This is a genomic window from Neoroseomonas terrae, assembly GCF_018129025.1.
Classification (GTDB): domain Bacteria; phylum Pseudomonadota; class Alphaproteobacteria; order Acetobacterales; family Acetobacteraceae; genus Neoroseomonas; species Neoroseomonas terrae.
Genome location: NZ_JAAEDI010000016.1, coordinates 118,612 through 139,308, shown reverse-complemented (window position 1 = coordinate 139,308; position 20,697 = coordinate 118,612). Strand labels below are relative to the sequence as shown.

The window sequence follows — 20,697 nt, the reverse complement described above, 5'->3', positions numbered from 1 at the left end:
AGCATCCGCTCCGCGCCGCCCCCAAGGGTTCACGCCGATCAGTCGGTGCGGCTATCTGCGACGTCCGGCGGCGGTTTGCAAGCGCCCCATCACCGAAACTGCCCTGCAATGATGCCGTGGCGGCCATGCGACCGCACGGGCGACACGCTTTGTTGCATGCCTCGCACCGGCATTCGCGCCTAGAATATAGGGATGGATGCCCAGCCTGTCATCGCCGCCATCCGCTTCGCACAGGGGCGCCGCCCGGCAGACCCCATCCCGGCCGACCCGATGGCTTGGCTCGACTCGCAGCTTGCCCCCGGCCTGCCCGGCCCCGACCTGCCAGCGGACCTCCCGGCCACCCTGCCCGCGATATTCGCCGCCGGGCGGGAGGATACGGAGCGCGTGCGCGCCGGCGGTATGGGGCGACCGAACCAGGCCCGCATCGTCCAGACGGAAACCGCCGCCGCCATCGCTTTGTCGGTCGGCGGCGCGCAAGGGTTCCGCGAAAGGCTGGTCGCCTTCTGGGCCAATCACCTCGCCATCCAGCGGGGCCGCGTGCCGCTCTTCGCCGGCCACTATGTGCGAGAGGTCATCCGCGCCCATGTGACCGGCAAGTTCGAGGACATGCTCGTCGCCATGGCCCGGCACCCGGCGATGCTGGCCTATCTCGACAACAACGGATCGATCGGTCCGAACAGCCCGGCAGGGCAGCGCATGCGACGCGGGCTCAACGAGAACCTGGCGCGCGAGATCCTCGAACTGCACACCGTGACCCCGGCGGCCGGCTACACGCAGGAGGACGTGACCTCCTTCGCGCGCATCCTGACCGGATGGTCCTTCCAGGGCCAGCGCGAACCCTACGGCTTTGTCTTCCGCGCCAATGCCCACGAACCGGGCCCCAAGCGGCTGATGGGCCGCACCTTCCCGCCGGGCCAGGAAGGCGGCGTCATGGCGCTGACCTGGCTCGCCCGGCATGAAAAGACGCACCGGCATCTCGCCACCAAGCTGGTGCGCCACTTCGTTGCCGATGATCCGCCGCCGGCCGCCGTGGACCGGATATATGGCGTGCTCCGGGACACTGGCGGTGACCTCGGCGCCGCCACCCGCGCGCTGGTCCGTCTGCCCGAAGCGTGGCAGCCGCCGCTCGGCAAGCTGCGCAATCCGCAGGACTACGTGATCGCCGTGCTGCGCGCCGTCGAAGCGCCGGACGACATCGCGCCACGTGCCGCGAACTTCATGCAGAACCTTGGCCAGGGCTGGTGGAGCCCGCCGGCACCGATCGGCTTCCCCGACAGCGGTGCGGCCTGGTCCGGGCCTGAGATCATGGTCCGCCGGCTCGACTGGGCGAACAACATCTCGGGCCGCGGCGCCGGGCGCGATGCGGCCGAGGTCGCGGAGGCCGTGCTCGGCCCGATCTGCCGACCCGAAACGCTGCGGGCAGCAGCCCGCGCCGGCTCCGCGCGCGAGGCCCTGACACTTGTGCTGGTGAGCCCGGAGTTCCATCGCCGATGACCGCCCATCTGCCTGCCCTGGGCCGCCGCTCGCTGCTGCTTGGCCTCGGCGCCGCGATTACCCTGCCGCGCGCCCGCGTCGCCTTCGCCCAGGCACCCGGGGAGGCCCGCTTCGCCGTGGTGCTGCTGCGCGGCGGCCTGGATGGGCTGTTCGCCGTCCAGCCCTATGGCGAGCCCGGCTTCGGTGAGCTGCGCGGCGCCCTCGCTTTGCCCGAACCGGGCCAGGAAGGCGGGTTGCTCGACCTCGGCGGCCGTTTCGGGCTGCATCCGCGCATGCCGCAGCTCCATGCGATGTATGCGGCGAACGAGGCGCTGCTGATCCACGCCGTCGCCGGCAACTGGCGCACGCGCAGCCATTTCGACGCGCAGGACCTGCTGGAATCGGGTGCCGACCAGCGGCTGAACAGCGGCTGGCTGAACCGCGCCCTGTCGGCCGTACCGGCCCGTCCGGGCGCGCAGCCCAACGGGCTCGCCGTCGGTGCGGACCTGCCGCTGCTGATGCGCGGTCCGACGCAGGTGGGCACCTATTCGCGGCGGGGCGGCGGGGCACCCTCCCCCGATCTGATGGCGCGCATCGCCGAGCTGAACCACACCGATCCGCTGACCGGCCCGGCCATCATCGAAGGGCTTCAGGCGCGGGGCTATGCGATGGAGGCGCTCGGCATGGATGCCGGCGCCCGGCCGCCGCCGGGCGGCGCGTTCCGCACCCTCGCCCAGGCCGCCGGCCGGCTGCTGGCGCGACCGGACGGCCCGCGCATCGCGGCCTTCGAGCTGACCGGCTGGGACACGCATGCCCAACAGGTCAATCGCCTGCCCGGGCCGCTCGGCCAGCTCGATGACGGGCTGGCCGCGCTGAAGGAGGCGCTCGGCGACCACTGGCGGCGCACCGCGGTGCTGGTGACGACCGAGTTCGGCCGCACCGTACGCATCAACGGCACCGGCGGCACCGACCACGGCACCGGCGGCATCGCCTTCCTGGTCGGCGGTGCGGTGGCCGGCGGTCGGATCGGCGGCGACTGGCCCGGCCTGTCGGAGCGCACCCTGTTCCAGGGACGGGACCTGGCGCCGACGACGGACCTGCGCAGCCTCGCCAAGGGGCTGCTGCGCGACCACCTGAAGCTCCAGGACCAGGCGGTGGCGCGCGCCTTCCCGGGCAGCGACGCGGCGGCGCCGAGCGGCGGGCTCCTGCGCAGCGGCTGACGCGCGCGGTTTGCGCGGCCTGGCGCCCCACGAGCTCGCATCGCGGCAAGACGCCCCTCCCGCACTGTGATCCGAGGGACGGCGCGCGGGTCCCACTTCTTCGATCTGTCGCAGCCTCCGTGGCGACGGCGTTGCTCCACCCGTGCCATGATGTTCCGACTCAGCCACAAACAGCCGGGAATTACAGATGAGCACAGGCCTGCTGGCACTGCTGGACGACGTTGCGGCCATCGCGAAGGTCGCCGCTGCCTCGATCGACGACGTTGCGGCACAGGCCGCCAAGGCCGGCGCCAAGGCAGCCGGCGTGGTGATCGACGATGCGGCGGTCACGCCGCGCTACGTCGTCGGCTTCGATGCGAAGCGGGAACTGCCGATCATCGGCCGCATCGCGATGGGCTCGCTGTTCAACAAGTTCGTCATCCTGCTGCCGGCCGCCCTGCTGCTCGCCGCCTTCGCTCCTTGGCTGATCACCCCGCTGCTGATGCTGGGCGGCATCTACCTGTGCTTCGAGGGTGCGGAGAAGGTGCTGGAATGGACCCGCCCGCATCCTGAACAGGCGCAGTCCTCGGACGTGCCGATGGATGCGAAGCAGCTCGAGGATTCGCGGGTGAAGGGCGCGATCAAGACAGACTTCATCCTGTCGGCCGAGGTCATGGCGATCGCGCTGTCCACCATGCCGGAGGCGACCGTCTGGACGCAGGGGGCGGCGCTCGCCGTCGTCGCCTTGGCCATCACGGTCGGCGTCTATGGCGTCGTCGCGCTGATCGTGAAGGCGGATGATGTCGGGGCGGCGATGGTCCGCCGCGGCATCGGTGCCGGCGCATTGCTGGTGCGCGGCATGCCGAAGGTCCTGAAGCTGCTGTCGATCGTCGGCACGGTCGCGATGCTGTGGGTGGGCGGCGGCATCATCCTGCATGGGTTGGAGTTCTTCGGCCTGGCGGCGCCGTATCACTGGGTGCACGGGGCCGGGTTGGCCGTGGGCGGCGGCTTCATCGGCTGGATCGTGGAAGCCACGCTCGCCGGCATCCTGGGTTTCGCGGTGGGATGGGCATCGATCCCGCTGCTCTCGCGCTTGCTGCACAAGGGGCATTGACGCAGCGGCCCCGACGCGGAGGATCGTGGCGGGAGTAACGCCATGACCGGATTGCGCTTCGACCTTCGCGACCCGCCGCCGGGCGCGGCCGCCTTGCGGGCGGAGGTCCGCGCCTTCATCGCGGAACACGAACAGGGCTGGGCGCCCGAAGTGCGCGCCCGATCCTGGATGGGCTTCGACCGCGACTTCACCCGGGCGGTCGGCGCGCGCGGCTGGGTCGGCATGTGCTGGCCGAAGCAATACGGGGGCGGTGAGCGGTCCTTCCTCGACCGCTTCATCGTGCTGGAGGAAATGCTCGCCGCCGGCGCGCCGGTGGGTGCGCATTGGATCGGCGACCGGCAGTCGGGGCCGCTGATCCTGCGGCTCGGCACCGAGGCGCAGCGGCAGAAGTTCCTGCCGAAGATCGTAACCGGCGACTACGCCTTCTGCATCGGGTTGTCGGAACCGGATTCGGGGTCCGACCTCGCCTCCCTGCGCACGCGCGCGGATCGCGTCGATGGCGGCTGGAAGCTGAACGGGCGGAAGATCTGGACCACCTTCGGCCATCTCTGCGACTGGATGATCGCACTGGTGCGGACATCCCCCGCGCCTGAAAGCGGATCGAAGCACCAAGGCCTGTCGCAGGTGCTGGTGGATCTGAAGGCGCCGGGTGTCACCATCCGCCCGATCCGCGACCTGGTTGGCGAGGAAGGCTTCAACGAGATCACCTTCGACGACGTGATGCTGCCCGAGGACGCGCTGATCGGCCAGGAAGGCGCGGGCTGGGCACAGGCGACATCCGAACTCGCCTTCGAGCGCTCCGGCCCCGACCGGTTCATGTCATCCCATCCGCTGTTGGAAGCCGGCATCGCGGCGCTGCGCGACGATCCCGCCTCGGCGGCCACGCTCGGCCGGCAGGTCGCGCGGCTGTGGACGCTGCGGTCCATGTCCACCGCCGTCGCCGGCATGTTGCAGGAAGGCGAGGACCCGATCCGCCAGGCAGCGCTGGTGAAGGATCTCGGCAACGACTTCGAACAGGCCTTGCCCGACCGCATGCGCGACGTCATCGACACCGAGGACATGCCGGAGGCAATGCGTCGCATGCACGCCTACCTCACCCAGATCGTGCCGACCTTCTCGCTGCGCGGCGGCACGCGGGAGATCATGCGCGGCATCATCGCGCGCGAGCTGGGGCTGCGCTGATGAGCACGACGATCGGGGCGGAACTCGCCGAGCAGGTCACGCGCGCGCTGGACGACGCCGCGGGCGTCGAGGTGCTGCGCAGGGTCGAGGACGGCATGTTTCCGGATGCCGCGTGGGACGCGCTGAACGCGCTCGGCCTCGGCGCCGCGCTGGTGGCGGAGGATCGCGGCGGCGCGGGCCTCGGCTTCCTCGATGTCGTGCCGGTGCTGGAGGCGCTAGGGCGCGCCGGTGCGCCCGTGCCGCTGGCGGAAGGCATCGGCAGCGCCGCGCTGCTGGCGGCCGCGGGCATCGACGTGCCGGATGGTGTGCTGACCTTCGCCGCATCGGGCGCGGCGGTGCCCTGGGGCCGTCACGCCAGCCATGTCGCGCTGGTCGATGGCGCGCGGGTCGCGCTGTATCCGGCCGCGTCGCTACGCTGGACGGACGGCACCAACACCGCACGCGAGGCGCGCGACCGGCCCGCGATCACCGGTGCGCCGATCGCCGAGGGCACGCTGCCGAACGGCTGGGGCGCGGAAGCCGCCATGCTCGTCACCGCGCTGCTCCGTGCCGCGCAGATCGCGGGCGCGATGCAGGCAGCGCTGGCGCTGGCCGTTGAACACGCCAACACCCGCAAGCAGTTCGGCCGCCCGATCGGGCGCTTCCAGGCCGTGCAGCAACAGCTTGCGGTCTTCGCCGCGGAGACGTCGGCAGTGTCCGTCGCTGCCGCTGCCGCAGCGCGCGCCGCGGACCGGCGCGGGCTGGCCGGCGCCGCCTTCGAGATCGGCTGCGCCAAGGTCACGGCCGGCGAGGCCGCCGCCAAGGGCGCGGCCATCGCGCACCAGGTCCTCGCCGCCATGGGCATCACCGAGGAGCATTCCCTGCACCACCTGACGCGCCGCCTGTGGTCCTGGCGCGAGGAAGGCGGCACCGAACGCTTCTGGTCCGCGCGCCTCGGCGCGACGGTGCAGGCCGCGCCGGGCAGTCTCTGGACCTTCATCACCGACCGCGACGAGGAACCCGCCGCATGACCGACTTCGTGAAGATCGAGCGCGACGGGCATGTCGTGACGCTGACGCTGAACCGGCCGGAGAAGCGCAACGCCATCTCGACCGCCGAGGAATGCGCCGAGGTCGCGGACGCCTGCCGCGCGCTGAACCGCGACGGCGATGTGCGCGTGGTAATCGTCACCGGCGCCGGCACGTCATTCTGCGCCGGCGGCGATCTGAAGGGGATGCGCGATCGCACCGGCATCACCCGCGGCGAGACCGGCGCCGAGATGCGGGATTCCTACCGCTTCGGCATCCAGATGATCCCGCTCGCGCTGTATGAGATGGACATCCCCACCATCGCCGCGATCAACGGCCCGGCGATCGGCGCGGGCCTCGACCTCGCCTGCATGTGCGATATCCGCATCGCGAGCGACACGGCGCGCTTCGCCGAATCCTTCGTGAAAGTCGGCATCGTGCCAGGCGATGGCGGCGCCTATCTGCTGCCGAAGGTCGTCGGCATGTCCAAGGCGCTGGAGATGTCGCTGACCGGCGACGCCATCAACCCGGCCGAGGCGCTGGCCTGCGGGCTGGTGTCGAAGGTCGTCGCCCCCGATCAGCTTCTGCCCGCCGCACGTGAGATGGCGGCCCGCATCGCGGTGAACCCACCGCAGGCCGTGCGCATGACCAAGCGTCTGCTGCGCGAAAGCCAGCACATGCGCCTGTCGACGCTTCTGGAGATGTCGGCCGCGTACCAGGCCCTCGCCCACGGCACGCGCGACCATCGCGAGGCGGTGGATTCGATGCTGGAGAAGCGCCCCCCATCCTTCGAAGGGCGCTGAGCAACGTCCCCGCCGGCATCTGACAGAATGACCTATGTCGATGGCTACCTCGCGCCTGTCCCCGCGAACAAGCGCGAGCAATACGTCGCACTGAGCAAGCGCACCGGCGCCGTGCTGAAGGAGTACGGCGCGCTGCGCATCGTCGAATGCTGGATCGACGACCAGTCGGGCGACGACGCCCAGTTCCACGCCGACGACGCCCGCGATGGCCTTGGCGCACGAACGCCGGCGATGGTCACGAGCTTCGCCCAGGCCATGCGCCTTCAACCCGGCGAAGCCATCGTCTTCGCCTGGACCGAATGGCCCGACAAGGAAACGCGCGACAGAGGCCTCGCCGCCGCGATGGCCGACCCGCGCATGCATGTCGCCGACACCGAGGAAGCGATCTTCGACGGGAAGCGCCTGATCGCTTCAGGCTTCATCCCTATCGTGGAACTCTGAGCGACCGCCAGACGCGCCGAGTTCGGTCCGTTCGCGCCAGCGCTTGACGGTCGGATCAGGAAGGGGCGCTGCCCCTTCCCGAACCCTTCCCCGGCAAAGGCCGAAAGGCCTTTGCAAACCTCCACTTGTCGCTGTGCGCGGAGGGTTCAAACCATTGTCGTGACACGCCTTTGCGCAAAGCAGGGGACTGACCGTCGCGCTCAAGGCCAAGTCACTGCGGTCCAGGTGCTCCAAGCACCTGGCGGGGAGAGGCTCGGAGAGGGGCAGCGCCCCTCTCCGATCTTACCGCCGCGCAAAAACCGCCGAGCCCCTCCACAACACGCCTCTCACCGCACGCCCGGCACGTCGTTGATCCCGAGGCTCCGCGCCGCCTCGACCAGGTTCCCCCAGGTCGTCGCATCCACCGGGATGCCGCCTGACAGCCGCTTCGCCTTGGTGATCCGTTCCTTCTCCCCCGCCACCAGCACGGGGTTGTCCGGATCGGCCGCCGGCGACGCCTTCACATCCGCGATCACCGCGGCGAGTTCCTCGCGGAACGCCGACACATCTCCGAACCGCGCGGGGTCCAGCACGAAGGCCAGCCAGGAATTGACGATCCCGCGCTCGCGCATTTCCGGCCGCCAGGCGGTCGCGCCGCCGAGCAGCGCGCCGGCCAGCACCTCGCAGACCAGCGCCAGTCCGTACCCCTTATGCGCGCCGAAGGACAGCAGCGCGCCGCGCGGATTGTCGCGATACAGCACGCCGGGGTCGGTCGTCGGCTGCCCCTTCGCGTCGACCAGCGCGCCTTCCGGCACCGCCTTCCCCGCGTTGAACGCGACGCGGCACTTGCCGAGCGCGATCGCGGCCGTCGCAAAGTCCAGCACCAGCGGCTGCCCGCCTTCCGCGGCCGGCGGGATCGTCACGCAGACCGGGTTGGTCGACAGCCGTCCATCCGACCCGCCGAAGGGTGCCACCGACGGCGGCCCCGACACGCCGTTGACGAAGTGGACGGAGATCATCCCGGCGCGCGCCGCCTGCTCCCCATAGGTCCCCACGCGCCCGATGTGGTGCACGTTGCGCAGCCCCATCACCGCATGGCCATGGGTGCGCGCGGCCTCGATCGCCCAATCCATGGCGATGCGCCCGACATGCTGGCCGTAGCCCATGTTGCCGTCGAACAGCGCGAGGGACGGCTCCTGCCGCACCGGCGTCGGCCCGACATTCGGATGCAGCTTGCCCTCGCGGACATGCTGCACGTAGCGCGGCAGCAGCATGATGCCGTGGCTGTCATGCCCTTGCAGGTTGGCTTCCAGCAGGTGGGCGGCGACCTCCGCCGCCTCCTGATTCGTGCTGCCGGTTGCGCCGACGATGGCGCGGAGGAAGTCGCCGAGGGATCCTACCTCGACGTGAACGGTAGCCGCTTCGGTCATGATTCCTTCCAGGGCCGGCGCTGCCACAGGCCGCGCAACTCGACCTCCAGCGCCGCGATGTCGTTGCGGAAATCGGCGCCGATGCGCGGCGCCAGCGGCAGGCCCATCCGCTCGGCCTCCCGCACGAAGTCGGTGTCGGCCAGCGCCTGCCGGAAGGCCGTCTCCAGCCGCGCGGTGATCTCGGCAGGCATGTTGGGCGGGCCGACGATGCCGCGCGTCGCACCGCTGATCAGGTCCACGCCCTGCTCCTTGAAGGTCGGCACCTCCGGCGTGCCGGACCAGCGCGCGGCCGCGGCCTGCCCCAGGCAGCGGATGCGGTTGTCGCGCAGCAGCGCGAGCCCCTCGCTCATGTTGAACGCACCCACCTGCAGATGCCCGCCGACCAGCGCAGTCGACAGCGGCGCCATGCCGTTGAACGGCACATGCGTCATCGGCGGCAGGCTCAGCTTGTCCTCGAGGCCCAGCACAAGCAGGTGGTCATCCGAGCCGATGCCCGTGGTGCCGTAGCTGATCGCCCCCGGCCGTGCCTTCGCCGCGGCAACCAGATCCTCCAGCGTGCGCAGCGGCGAGTTCGGCGAGACGAACAACCCGCCAGGATCATCCACGACATTCGCGATGAAGGTGAAGTCCATCGCCTTGTACCGGGTGGTGCGTTCCATCGGATACGTCACCATCGCCGGCACCGACGTCGCCGCCAGCATGAAGCCGTCGGCCGGCGCGTTGTACACCACCTCCCAGCCGAGCTGCCCGCCCGCACCGGCGCGGTTCGTCACGATGAAGCGCGCGCCCGGCAGCCGGTTCTGCACCGCCGGCAGCACCATGCGCGCCATGGTGTCGACGCCGCCGCCAGGCGGATAGGGAACGACGACCTCGATCGGCCGATCGGCCGGCCAGGCGGCATGGGCAATGCGCGGCAGGGCGAGTGCGCCCGTGGCGGCGATGGTGCCGAGCGCGGCGCGGCGAGTGGTCATGACGGGGTCCTCCAGGCGCTATTGTGGTTATGCCGCGGAGAGTGGACGCTGCCGCGGCGCCCGTCCATCCGCCAGCAGCACGCCCTTACCCTCCCGGCAGAGCGCGGCATGCTGCGCGCCGTCGTCGTCCGGCGTTCCCGCCGCAGCGCCACGCGGGCGACAGCGCGGGCACAACGCGGCGACAACTCGTCGCAGCGGCCACCGATTCGACCGTCGCAGCCCTTTGCAGCCACCGCCAATGCTGCGACGCTCCCGCGCAACGAAATCGGGAGATGGTTCATGTTCAGGACAGCGCGTCGCGGGGTGCTGGGGCTTGCGCTCTCGGCCATCCTGGCCGGCACAGCCGCAGCGCAGGGTGGTGCGCCCGCCGAATTCCCCAGCCGCCCCATCACCATGGTCGTCGGCTTCGCCCCCGGCGGCCCCGCCGACATCATCGCCCGGCTGATCGCCCCGGCACTCAGCGCCGATCTCAGCCAGCCCGTGGTGGTCGAGAACGCCTCCGGTGCCGGCGGATCGATCGGGCAGGCGCGCGTCGCTGCGGCACGGCCCGATGGCTACACCATCCTGTTCGGCAGCCTGGCCCAGGCGACGATCCCGACGCTGATCCGCAACCCCGGCTTCAACCCCATGGCGCTCGAAGCGATCGGCATGGTGAACGAAGTGCCGATGTCCATCATCGCACGGCCGAACTTCCCCGCCGCCAACCTCATGGAACTCGCCGCCGTCGTGCGGCGGGAGGGGCTGCGGCTGAACCTCGGCAATGCCGGGGTCGGCTCGACCAGCCATCTTTGCAGCCTGCTGCTGATCTCGGCCATCGGCACGCCGGTCACCATCGTGCCCTATCGCGGCAATGCGCCGGTGATGAACGACCTGATGTCCGGGACGCTCGACCTCGGCTGCGACCAGACGACCAACAACGCCGAGCAGATCCGCGCCGGTGCCATCCGCGGCTATGCCATCAGCACGCCCCAGCGCGCCGTTGCCCTGCCCAATGTGCCGACCACCGCCGAAGCGGGGCTGCCGGCGATGAGCATGTCCGGCTGGAACATGCTGTTCGCGCCCGGCGGCACGCCGGCGCCGATCGTGGCACGGCTGAACCGCGCATTGCTCGCCACGCTGCGGGATGAAGCGGTGACGCGGCGCATGGTCGAACTCGGCAGCATCCCCGCCACCGGCGAACGGACCACCCCGGCCGGCGCGCAGGCCTTCTGGCAGGCGGAGGTGGCGCGGTGGAAGCCACTGCTGGAAGCGTCAGGACAGTTGTCGCAGTAGGGCCACGCCCGCTCCTCCCCAAATCGTCGGGCCGCCCCCTCTTCACAGTTCCCCGCAGTCCGGCCAGCCTGTGCGGAGGGAACGGGGGGAGAAGCTCCGATGCGACTGGACCGCACGTGCCTGCCGGCGGATTTCATGCAAGGCAATTTCGCTGCGCGCGTGATGACGGCCGACGGCCCCTCCATCATCGGCTTCATCGGCGGCGCAGCCTTCGACATGACACTGAAGTTCGGCACGATGTCCCGCTGGATGGAGTCCGAGACGCCAGCCGCCTGCATCCGGACACGCGGCGTGCCGATGGCGATCGACCTCGATGCGTTGCTGGCGAATTCCGCGCATGACGCACGCGATCCGGCGAAGCCATGGCTGCTCGCGCCGATCGACCTGCAGGCGGTCAAGGCCGCCGGCGTCACCTATGTGCGATCCATGCTGGAGCGCGTTATCGAGGAACGCTGCCGCGGGGATGCGTCCCGCGCCGAAGCCGTTCGCGCCGAGGTGCGCGCCATCATCGGCGACGATCTTGCCAACCTGGTTCCCGGCAGCGCCGAGGCGATGAAGGTGAAGGCCGCGCTGGTCGAGAAGGGCTGGTGGAGCCAGTACCTCGAGGTCGGCATCGGCCCGGATGCCGAGATCTTCACGAAGTGCGCGCCGATGGCCGCCGTCGGCACCGGATCGAAGGTCGGGGTGCATCCCGCGTCCCAGTGGTCCAACCCGGAACCGGAGGCGGTGATGGTGGTGAACAGCCGCGGCAGCATCCAGGGCGCGACGCTCGGCAACGACGTGAACCTGCGCGATGTGGAAGGGCGCAGCGCGCTGCTGCTCGGCCGCGCGAAGGACAACAACGCCTCCGCCGCGCTCGGCCCGATGATCAGGCTGTTCGACGAAGGCTTCACCCTGGAGGACGTCCGCCGGGCCGAGATCACCCTGACCATCAGTGGCGCCGACGGCTTCGCGCTGGAGGAACGCGGCGCGGTCGGTTCGATCAGTCGCGACCCGACCGCGATCGTCGGGCAGATGATCGGCGCCCATCACCAATACCCGGACGGCGCGGTGCTGTATCTCGGCACGCCCTTCTCACCCTCGAAGGACCGCGGCACGGCAGGGATGGGCTTCACGCACAAGGAAGGCGACGTGGTGCGCGTCGCCTCGCCGCGACTGGGTGCGCTGGTGAACGAGGTCGACCGCACGGATGAATGCCCGCCCTGGGTATTCGGGACGGGCGCGCTGTTCGCGTCGCTGACGCGGCGTGGATTGCCACGGCCATGACGGCGCGGCGGGCGGTCTGGCAGCTCAAGATGCTCCGCCGCGCGGCCTCGGCCGGGATAAGGGTTGGCGGGCGGCGGCATCTCTCTCCAACGGCCGCACCATGAAGGAGGAAACCGGCACCCTCGACCGCAGCGACGGCGTCCGCCTCGCCTGGCGTCGCATCGCCGGCAGCGGCACCGGCGTGGTCTTCCTCGGTGGCTTCAACTCGGACATGACGGGCAGCAAGGCGGAGTTCCTCGCCGGCTGGTGCGCGGCGCGCGGCGCGCCCTTCCTGCGCTTCGACTATTCGGGGCACGGCGCGTCGGAAGGCCGCTTCGTGGACGGCACGATCGGCCGCTGGGCCGCGGATGCCGCCTGCGTTATCGCTGCGTTGACGCCCGGACCGCAGGTGCTGGTCGGATCGTCCATGGGCGGCTGGATCGCGCTGCTGCTCGCGCGCCGGATGGCGGTGCGCGCCCTGGTTGGCATCGCACCGGCGCCGGACTTCACCGAGGACCTGATGTGGGCCGAATTCACGCCCGAGATCCGCGCGGCGATCGAGCGCGACGGCGTCTGGCACCGCCCGAGCGAGTACGGCGCCCCCTACCCCATCACGCGCGCGCTGATCGAGGACGGTCGCGAGAACCTGCTGCTGCGCGGACCGCTCGCGGTCGGGGTGCCGGTGCGCATCCTGCAAGGGCAGCGCGACCCAGACGTCCCGTGGCAACATGCGCTGCGCATCGCCGAGGCGCTGACGGGCGACGATGTTCGCGTCCACCTGATCAAGGATGGCGACCACCGTCTGTCGCGGCCGCAGGACCTCGCGCTACTGGGCGAGACGCTCGCGCCGTTCCTCAGCGAGGATGGCGGCTAGGCCCTCGCGATAGGTGGGGTAGCGCCAGGCGATGCCGAGCGCGGCCTTCGTGGCCGCATTGGCGACGCGACGGTTCTCCGACCAGAAGGACAGCGCCATGGGAGACATCGTCTCGCGGGCGGCCTCGAAGGCGATCGCCGCCGGCGGCTGCACGCCGAGCAGCGTGGCGGCGTACTCCGTGACAGCGGCGCTTTCGGCCGCCTCATCATCGACCAGATGCAGGACGCGCGCTTCCGGCGCGCGGCGCTGCGCCATCGCGGCGAGCGCCGCGCCGGCGATGTCGTCGCGATGGATGCGGGAGAAGGCGTGGCCGGGCTTGAGGATCCGCCGCGCCGTGCCGGCCCGCAGATCATCGATCGCCGAGCGCCCGGGTCCGTAGATGCCACCGGCACGCATCAGGTCGAGCGCCGCGCGCCCCCGCGTGACGTCGCGCCAGGCCTGCTCGGCCGCCACGCGGCGCCGGCTGCGCGGTTGGCCAGGCGCGGGGGGCGTCGCCTCATCCACCTCCGCGCCGCCCCGATCGCCATAGACACCGGTGGTCGAGACGTAGCCGACCCAGCGCAGCGTGCCGGCCGAGAGCGCCGCCTCCAGCGCCGCGCGGTGCGCCAGCAGCGTGGGATCGCCGACCTCCCCCGGCGGCGCGGTGAGGAGGAGATGCGTCGCAGCGCGGAACGCCTCCCCGGCGCCGGCGAAGGGTATGATCGGCACCGGTGCGGCCGTGCCGGGTTCCCGTGCCGTCCCGGCGACCGGAAGGCCCGCCGCTGCCGCAGCCTTCGCCACCGCCGTACCGGCAAAGCCGAGTCCCACCACCAGAAGCATGGCTACCTCCCACGGTCGTGATCTGGCACGGCTGCGCAGCGGGCACTAGATTGCCCGGCATGACGCCATTCCGCCTCCTGCTGACCGGGGCCGCGATGCTGCTCATCGTGGCCGGGGGTGGCGCATGGTGGTGGTTGTCCGCCAGCCCCGGCATCGACGAGGCCCTGCCCACCCCGCCCGACCCTCCGCGCCTGACCGATGCGCCGGAATACGAGCGCTGCCTGCAGATGCTGGACGAGGACCCCGAGGGCGCCCGCAGCCTCGCGGATTCCTGGGCCATGGAAGGCGGCGGCGAAGCGGCGGCGCATTGCGCGGCGCTCGCCATGCTCTCGCTGGGCGAGGCGGAACGCGCCGCTGAAGCCCTGGAGCGCATCGCGACGCGCAGCCGCGCGGGCATCGCCGCGCGCGCTGCCGTCTTCGGTCAGTCAGGGGAGGCCTGGATCGCCGCCGGCCGACCGGAGCGCGCCCATGCGGCGCTGTCGCTCGCCCTGGCGCTGACGCCGGCCAATCCCGAGCTGCTGGCCGAACGGGCCATGGCGTCCCTGGCGCTGAACCGCCCGGCGGAGGCGCTGACCGATCTCGACCAGGTCGTCGCGGCCGAACCGTCCTTCGCCGAGGCCTGGGTGATCCGCGCCTCCGCGCTGCGACGGCTGGAACGGCTCGGCCCGGCGGCGGAGAGCGTGGTGCATGCGCTGCGGCTCGAACCGGACAATGTCGAGGCGCTGCTGGAGCGCGGCATCATCCGGCAGGCGCAAGGCGACGCGGCTGGCGCGCGCGCCGATTGGGAACGGGTGGTGGAACTGGCGCCGGATGGAGCGGCCGCGGACCTCGCGGCGCAAAACATGGCGCTGATCGAGGCCGGGCCGGTGCGGTAGCGCCGCCAGCACCATCGGACTGCGTCCGCACCACACACGACACAAACCGCCCACGCGGCGCGAGCCGAGGCGCCCGGCATCTGACGGAAAAAAAGCCCTCAGCCGCCGGCCCTCGGTAACGTCAGAAATCGAGGTCCGCGTAGTGCGCCGGCGGTGTCACGCCGCTGACCCGGTCCGTCAGCAGCGGGCGGAAGGACGGGCGGGATTTCATCCGCGCATACCAATCCTTCGCCGATTCATTCAGCGTCCAGTCGAGATCGCCGGTGAAGTCGAGCGCCGAGAGATGCGCCGCCGCGGCCAGGTCGGCCAGCGTCAGGGAGGTGCCCGCCAACCAGGGCCGCGTCTCCGCCAGCCAGCCGATGTATTCCAGGTGCGGCCGCAGATTGGCGTAGCCGGCGCGGATCGCCGTCGCATCCGGGTTGCCGCGCCCCATCAGCCGCTTCATCTGCTTCTCGTACAGCAGGTTCATGCCGACCTCGGCATGGAACTTGCCGTCGAACCACGCGACCAGGCGGCGCACTTCCACACGCTCGGCCAGGGTACGGCCCAGCAGCGGCATGTCCGGATAGGCTTCGTCGAGGTACTCGCAGATCGCGGTGGAATCGGCGATCGTCAGGCCGTTGTCCTCCTGCAGCACCGGCACGGTGCAGGCAGGATTCATCGACAGATAATCCTCTCGCCGTTCCCAGACGCGCTCGATGCGCATGTCGAACGGGATGCGCTTCTCGGCCAACGCGAGGCGCACCTTACGGGAGAAGGGGGAGAGGGGAAGGTGGAAAAGCAGCCTCACGATGGGCTGCTTATGCCACCCCCCCAGCGCCGGCGCAAAGCCGTCGCGTCACATCCGACGCGCGCAGTTGAGGAAGGCTTCGGTCACCGCGCGCGTCCCGCGCAGATTGGCGCCCCAGGGCGAGACGTCCTCGCCCGGGAAGGATACCTGCATGCGGTTGCCGAGCGCGAAGGCGCGCACGAAGTTGAGGAAGTTCTCGAAGGCGCCACGATAGGATGCCTCAACCATGTCGGGCCGCGAGGTGCCGGTGTAGTTCAGCTCGGCGCGCTGGCGGTCGATGCCGACGACGATGCGGCCCTGCGCCTCCTGGCGCACGTTCCAGCTCCGGTCGCCTACCTGGATGAAGCCGTGCAGGTTGCCCCGTAGGCGCTCGACCTTGATCCAGAAGAAGCGGCCGACGGAGTTGGCCTCGGTGCCCATCCCGCAAAGCGGTCCGGCATTGCTCTGGGCCGTATAGGCGACCCAGCCATTGTTTGACGCGAGGTTGCGGACCTGCTGCGCCGCCGCGGGCGCTGCCATGGCAAGGGTGGCCACCAGGGCCAGGGCAAGACGGCGCACGACTCTGCTCCCCTTCTCGCGACGCGCCGGACGCGCATCGCACGGGTGTAGATTACCCCGTCGTCATGGGAACGGAAGATGGCAGCACACCGCCCGCTGAATCGCTTCAGTGGGCGGTGTGCCAGGTCACTCCGCGGCGACGGCCGCGGCCTCGGTCATCGGCACCGGCAGGTACTTCAAGAATTCACGCGGCACGACATGCCAGAAGCGCGTGCGCTCCACCGCCCACTCGTTCAGCAGGCGAGCAGCGAAACGGCTGCCCGTCTCGGCAACGTGGCGGGCGATCAGGTCGCACAGCACGCCTTCCCAATGCGGATGGGCAAGCCGCGACCATTCCAGCGTCTCGGGATTCACTCGCACGCCGAAGGTATCATCGGCGTCGTAGACGAAGGCCTGGCCGCCGGTGAAGCCGGCGCCGAAATTATCCCCCACCGCGCCGAGAATCGCGACCGTGCCGCCGGTCATGTACTCGGCGCCATTGGCGCCGCACCCTTCCACCACCGCCGTCGCACCGGAATTGCGGACCGCGAATCGCTCGCCCGCCTGGCCCGCCGCGAACAGCTCCCCCGCCGTCGCGCCATACAGGCAGGTGTTGCCGATGATCGTGTTGTCGTTCCACACCAGCGGCGATGACGGCGCCGGCCGCACCACGATGGTGGCGCCCGATAGCCCCTTGCCGACATAGTCGTTGGCATCGCCGAACACTTCGAGCTTCAGCCCGCGCACCGCGAAGGCGCCCAGCGACTGCCCCGCCGTGCCACGCAGCCGCACCGTGAGATGCCCCGGCTGCAGCCCGGACATCCCGAACTGCCGCGTGATACGCGACGACACCTTGGTGCCGATCGCACGATGCGTGTTCCGGATGTTGTACTGGAGCTGCATCTTCTCGCCGTGGCGGAACAGCGCGTCGGCGTCGCGGAGCATCTCGGCGTCGAGGGTCTCCGGCACCTCGTTGCGGCCTTCCAGCGTGCAATAGGCCGGGTGCGGCCCCGCATCCGCCTGCACCAGCAGTGGATTGAGGTCGAGGTCGTCGAGATCCTCCGACCCGCGCGAGACCTGCTGCAGCAGGTCGGTGCGGCCGATGATGTCCGTCAGCTTTCGGAAACCAAGCGAGGCCAGGATCTCGCGCACATCCTCCGCCACGAAGGAGAACAGGTTGATGACCTTCTCCGGGGAGCCGGTGAACTTCTCGCGCAGCGCCTCATCCTGCACGCAGACGCCGACGGGGCAGGTGTTGGAATGACACTGCCGCACCATGATGCAGCCCATCGCGACCAGCGAGGCCGTGCCGATCCCGAACTCCTCGGCGCCCAGCATCGCGGCGATGACAACGTCGCGCCCGGTCTTGATGCCACCATCGGTGCGCAGCTTCACGCGATGCCGCAGGCGGTTGAGCTGCAGCACCTGATGCGTCTCGGACAGCCCCATCTCCCAAGGCAGGCCGGCATATTTGATCGACGTCTGCGGCGACGCACCTGTGCCGCCCGAATGGCCGGACACCAGGATCGCATCCGCCTTCGCCTTCGCGACACCCGCCGCGATGGTACCGATGCCCGACCGCGAGACGAGCTTCACGCAGACCGACGCATCCGGGTTGATCTGCTTGAGGTCGTAGATGAGCTGCGCGAGATCCTCGATCGAGTAGATGTCGTGATGCGGCGGCGGGGAGATCAGCATCACCCCCGGCGTCGAATGCCGCAGCTTCGCGATCAGCCCGGTGACCTTGAAGCCGGGAAGCTGCCCGCCCTCGCCGGGCTTCGCCCCCTGCGCGACCTTGATCTCGATCTCGCGGCAGTTGTTCAGGTATTCCGCGGTCACGCCGAAGCGGCCGGAGGCGATCTGCTTGATCGCGGAATTCGCATTGTCGCCGTTGGCGCGCGGCTTGGCGCGCGCGGGATCTTCGCCACCCTCGCCGCTGTCCGACCGCGCACCGATACGGTTCATCGCGATCGACAGCGTCTCATGCGCCTCGGGCGACAGCGCGCCGAGCGAGATGCCGGGCGCCAGCAGGCGCTTGCGGATCTCCGTGATGCTCTCGACTTCCTCGAGCGAGACGGCCGTGCGGCCCTCCAGGCGGAAATCCAGCAGGTCCCGCAGCGCGACCGGCGGCAGCCGCCGCACGGCCTCCGTGTAACGCTTGTAGGTCTGGTAGCTGTCGGTCTCGACCGCCTTCTGCAGCGTGTGGATCAGGCTGCCGTCGAAGGCATGCACCTCGCCCCGCCGCCGCAGCTTGTACAGCCCGCCGACCGGCAGCGTCACCGCGCCGATCTGCCACGCCTTCGCATGCAGCCCGAGCACGCGCCGCGCGATGCCCGACAGGCCGATGCCCGAGATACGCGACGGCGTGCCGGGGAAGAATTCCGCCACCAGCGCGCGCGACAGGCCGATCGCCTCGAAATTCATGCCGCCGCGATAGGAGGACAGCACACCGATGCCGATCTTGGACATGACCTTCAGCAGGCCCTTGTCCACCGCCTTCTTGTACTTGCCCACCGCCTGGCCGAGCCCGGCATTGCCGAACAGCCCGCGGCGGTGCCGGTCCGCGATGCTCTCCTGCGCCAGATAGGCATTCACCGTCGTCGCGCCCGCGCCGATCAGCACGGCAAAGTAGTGCACGTCCATGCACTCGCCCGAGCGAACGTTCAGCGAGGTGAAGGTGCGCAGCCCGTGGCGGATCAGATGCGCCTGCACGGCACCGACCGCGAGGATGGTCGGGATCGCGGCACGTTCCGCCGATTGCGCCTCATCCGTCAGGATCACATGCGCGCAGCCGGACCGGACGCCCTCCTCGGCTTCCCGCCGGATGCGCTCGATGGCGCGGCGCAGGCCCGTCTCACCGTCGCTGGCCGGCCAGGTGCAATCCACGGTGCAGACGGTGCTGCCCATGTAGTCGCGCATCGCCTCGAACTGCGCGTTCGACAGCACCGGGCTTTCCAGCATCAGCATGTCGCACTGGGACGGGTCCTCGTCGAGGATGTTCCCGAGGTTCCCGAGCCGCGTCCGCAGCGTCATCACGCGCGTCTCGCGCAGCGAATCGATGGGCGGATTCGTCACCTGCGCGAAGGTCTGGCGGAAATAGTGATGCAGGCCGCGGTACTGTTCCGACAGCACGGCGATCGGCGTGTCGTCGCCCATCGAGCCCAGCGCCTCGGCCGCCTCGTCGGCCATCGGGTGCAGGATCTGCTCCAGTTCCTCCAGCGTGTAGCCCATGGCGAGCTGGCGGCGGCGCAACTCCTCGACGCCGTAATGCGCACGCTCGTCCGCCTCGGCCTTCACGATCTCATCGATCCGCGTGGTCCGCGCCGTCCACTTGCCGAAGGGCTTGCGGGCGGACATCAGGTCCTTCAGCGCGGCGTCCTCGTAGAACTTCGCCTCTTCGAGATCGACGCCGATGCACTGTCCCGGACCCACGCGGCCCTTCAGCACGGTGCTGTCCTCGGCAACCTTCACCATGCCGGTCTCGGAGCCGACGATCAGCAGCCCATCGGTCGTGACGGTATAGCGCATCGGGCGAAGCCCGTTGCGGTCGAGCCCGCCGATCACCCAGCGGCCATCCGTCGCGGCGATCGCGGCCGGCCCGTCCCAGGGTTCCATCACCGCGTTGCAGTACATGAACAGCTCGCGGTGGTTTTCCGGCATCGTCGCGTTGTTGCCGGTGCTTTCCGGGATCAGCATGGCCTTGGCCATCGGCGCGTCGCGCCCCGCCCGCACCAGAAGCTCGAACACGTTGTCGAGCGTCGCCGTATCCGACCCGCCCGCCTGCACGATGGGCTTGAGGTCGTCCATGTGGTCGTCGAGCAGCGGATGGGCGAGCCGCGTCTCGTGGCTCTTCATCCAGTTGGCGTTGCCGTGCAGCGTGTTGATCTCGCCATTGTGGGCAAGCATGCGGAACGGCTGCGCGAGGCGCCAGGTCGGGAAGGTGTTGGTCGAGTAGCGCTGGTGATAGATCGCGAAGCGCGAGACGAAGCGGTCGTCCACCAGATCGGGGTAGAACTCCGTCAGGCTCTCGGCCAGGAACATCCCCTTGTAGATGATCGAGCGCGCCGACAGCGAGCAGAGATACAACTCCGGGATCTGCGCGGCGATCGCCTGCTTCTCGATGCGCCGCCGGATCACATACATGTCGCGCTCGGCGGTCGCGACCTCGCGCTGCTCGGGGTCGAAGATCAGGATCTGCTCGATCTCGGGGCGCGTGGCATTCGCCTTCTCGCCGATGCAGGCGACGTTGATCGGCACCTGCCGCCAGCCATAGATCAGGTAGCCGGCGTTCAGGATCTCGGTCTCGATAATCTGGCGGCAGCGTTCCTGCGCGCCGAGGTCGGATTTCGGCAGGAACACCATGCCGACGGCGATGTGGCCGGGCTTCAGCTTGTCGCCGCCGCGGCGCACGACTTCCGCGAAGAAATCCTGCGGGATCTCGATATGGATGCCCGCGCCGTCGCCGGTCTTGCCATCGGCATCGACTGCGCCGCGGTGCCACACCGCCTTCAGCGCATCGATACCCGCCTGCACCACCTTGCGGGACGCCTTGCCGTTGAGGGCTGCGACCATGCCGACGCCACAGGCATCATGCTCGGTCAGGTCGAGATGCGCGTGGCTCTCCAGCGCCGCGCGGCCGGCGGCGTAGGAAGCGACGAAGTCGGGACCGGATTCGAACTGCGACAT

Annotated in this window: 17 protein-coding genes; 11 read left to right on the top strand and 6 right to left on the bottom strand. The window is 70.0% G+C overall.

The window, feature by feature from the left end; translation table 11 throughout:
- Positions 1-192: 192 nt before the first annotated feature.
- The 7 genes from GXW78_RS16185 (at position 193) to GXW78_RS16155 (ending at position 7,219) form a co-directional block, all read left to right on the top strand.
- Positions 193-1,494: a DUF1800 domain-containing protein gene (locus tag GXW78_RS16185; RefSeq protein WP_211869871.1), complete on the top strand. Its 1,302-nt coding sequence runs from the start codon at positions 193-195 to the stop codon at positions 1,492-1,494.
- Complete coding sequence (locus GXW78_RS16180) at positions 1,491-2,693, top strand: DUF1501 domain-containing protein (RefSeq protein WP_211869870.1); 1,203 nt, start codon at positions 1,491-1,493, stop codon at positions 2,691-2,693. Before GXW78_RS16185 ends, GXW78_RS16180 begins: the two co-directional genes overlap by 4 nt.
- Positions 2,694-2,880: 187 nt before the next feature.
- Entirely contained in the window at positions 2,881-3,786 is a 906-nt protein-coding gene (locus GXW78_RS16175) for a DUF808 domain-containing protein (protein WP_211869869.1), read from the top strand.
- 42 nt (positions 3,787-3,828) lie between these two features.
- On the top strand, positions 3,829-4,968 hold the full coding sequence (locus GXW78_RS16170; RefSeq protein ID WP_211869868.1) for an acyl-CoA dehydrogenase family protein: 1,140 nt from the start codon (positions 3,829-3,831) through the stop codon (positions 4,966-4,968).
- Positions 4,968-5,978, top strand: a complete 1,011-nt coding sequence (locus GXW78_RS16165) for an acyl-CoA dehydrogenase (RefSeq protein ID WP_211869867.1) — start codon at positions 4,968-4,970, stop codon at positions 5,976-5,978. Before GXW78_RS16170 ends, GXW78_RS16165 begins: the two co-directional genes overlap by 1 nt.
- On the top strand, positions 5,975-6,778 hold the full coding sequence (locus GXW78_RS16160) for a crotonase/enoyl-CoA hydratase family protein (protein ID WP_211869866.1): 804 nt from the start codon (positions 5,975-5,977) through the stop codon (positions 6,776-6,778). The genes GXW78_RS16165 and GXW78_RS16160 overlap by 4 nt, the downstream gene beginning before the upstream one ends.
- Positions 6,779-6,805: 27 nt before the next feature.
- Positions 6,806-7,219, top strand: coding sequence for a DUF1428 domain-containing protein (locus tag GXW78_RS16155; protein ID WP_211869865.1), 414 nt, complete (start codon positions 6,806-6,808; stop codon positions 7,217-7,219).
- A 326-nt stretch (positions 7,220-7,545) separates the two neighbouring features.
- Here GXW78_RS16155 and GXW78_RS16150 read toward each other — a convergent pair whose 3' ends face one another.
- Together GXW78_RS16150 and GXW78_RS16145 are read right to left on the bottom strand one after the other, a co-directional pair.
- Positions 7,546-8,628, bottom strand: coding sequence for a malate/lactate/ureidoglycolate dehydrogenase (locus tag GXW78_RS16150; RefSeq protein WP_211869864.1), 1,083 nt, complete (start codon positions 8,626-8,628; stop codon positions 7,546-7,548).
- The gene (locus GXW78_RS16145) at positions 8,625-9,599 is read right to left on the bottom strand and encodes a Bug family tripartite tricarboxylate transporter substrate binding protein (protein ID WP_211869863.1); all 975 of its coding nucleotides are present in this window, start codon (positions 9,597-9,599) and stop codon (positions 8,625-8,627) included. Before GXW78_RS16145 ends, GXW78_RS16150 begins: the two co-directional genes overlap by 4 nt.
- A gap of 279 nt (positions 9,600-9,878) precedes the next feature.
- On the opposite strand from GXW78_RS16145, the gene GXW78_RS16140 reads away from it, so the two are divergent.
- The 3 genes from GXW78_RS16140 (at position 9,879) to GXW78_RS16130 (ending at position 12,990) form a co-directional block, all read left to right on the top strand.
- The gene (locus GXW78_RS16140) at positions 9,879-10,871 is read left to right on the top strand and encodes a tripartite tricarboxylate transporter substrate-binding protein (RefSeq protein ID WP_211869862.1); all 993 of its coding nucleotides are present in this window, start codon (positions 9,879-9,881) and stop codon (positions 10,869-10,871) included.
- A gap of 99 nt (positions 10,872-10,970) precedes the next feature.
- A complete protein-coding gene (locus tag GXW78_RS16135; protein ID WP_211869861.1) occupies positions 10,971-12,137 on the top strand; it encodes a fumarylacetoacetate hydrolase family protein in 1,167 nt (388 codons plus the stop codon).
- A gap of 100 nt (positions 12,138-12,237) precedes the next feature.
- Positions 12,238-12,990 carry an alpha/beta hydrolase gene (locus GXW78_RS16130; RefSeq protein ID WP_211869860.1) on the top strand — a complete coding sequence of 251 codons (753 nt, stop codon included), beginning with the start codon at positions 12,238-12,240 and terminating at the stop codon, positions 12,988-12,990.
- Here GXW78_RS16130 and GXW78_RS16125 read toward each other — a convergent pair.
- Positions 12,943-13,809, bottom strand: coding sequence for a Rossmann-fold NAD(P)-binding domain-containing protein (locus GXW78_RS16125; protein WP_211869859.1), 867 nt, complete (start codon positions 13,807-13,809; stop codon positions 12,943-12,945). The genes GXW78_RS16130 and GXW78_RS16125 overlap by 48 nt on opposite strands.
- A gap of 59 nt (positions 13,810-13,868) precedes the next feature.
- Between GXW78_RS16125 and GXW78_RS16120 the strand changes: the two genes are divergently transcribed.
- Positions 13,869-14,684 carry a tetratricopeptide repeat protein gene (locus tag GXW78_RS16120; RefSeq protein WP_211869858.1) on the top strand — a complete coding sequence of 272 codons (816 nt, stop codon included), beginning with the start codon at positions 13,869-13,871 and terminating at the stop codon, positions 14,682-14,684.
- Between the two features lie 121 nt (positions 14,685-14,805).
- Here the strand turns inward: GXW78_RS16120 and fzlA are convergent, their stop codons facing one another.
- The 3 genes from fzlA to gltB form a co-directional block, all read right to left on the bottom strand.
- Complete coding sequence (fzlA, locus tag GXW78_RS16115) at positions 14,806-15,474, bottom strand: FtsZ-binding protein FzlA (protein WP_211869857.1); 669 nt, start codon at positions 15,472-15,474, stop codon at positions 14,806-14,808.
- Positions 15,475-15,522: 48 nt separating this feature from the next.
- Complete coding sequence (locus tag GXW78_RS16110) at positions 15,523-16,032, bottom strand: hypothetical protein (protein ID WP_211869856.1); 510 nt, start codon at positions 16,030-16,032, stop codon at positions 15,523-15,525.
- Between the two features lie 126 nt (positions 16,033-16,158).
- Positions 16,159-20,697, bottom strand: a complete 4,539-nt coding sequence (gene gltB, locus GXW78_RS16105) for a glutamate synthase large subunit (protein ID WP_211869855.1) — start codon at positions 20,695-20,697, stop codon at positions 16,159-16,161.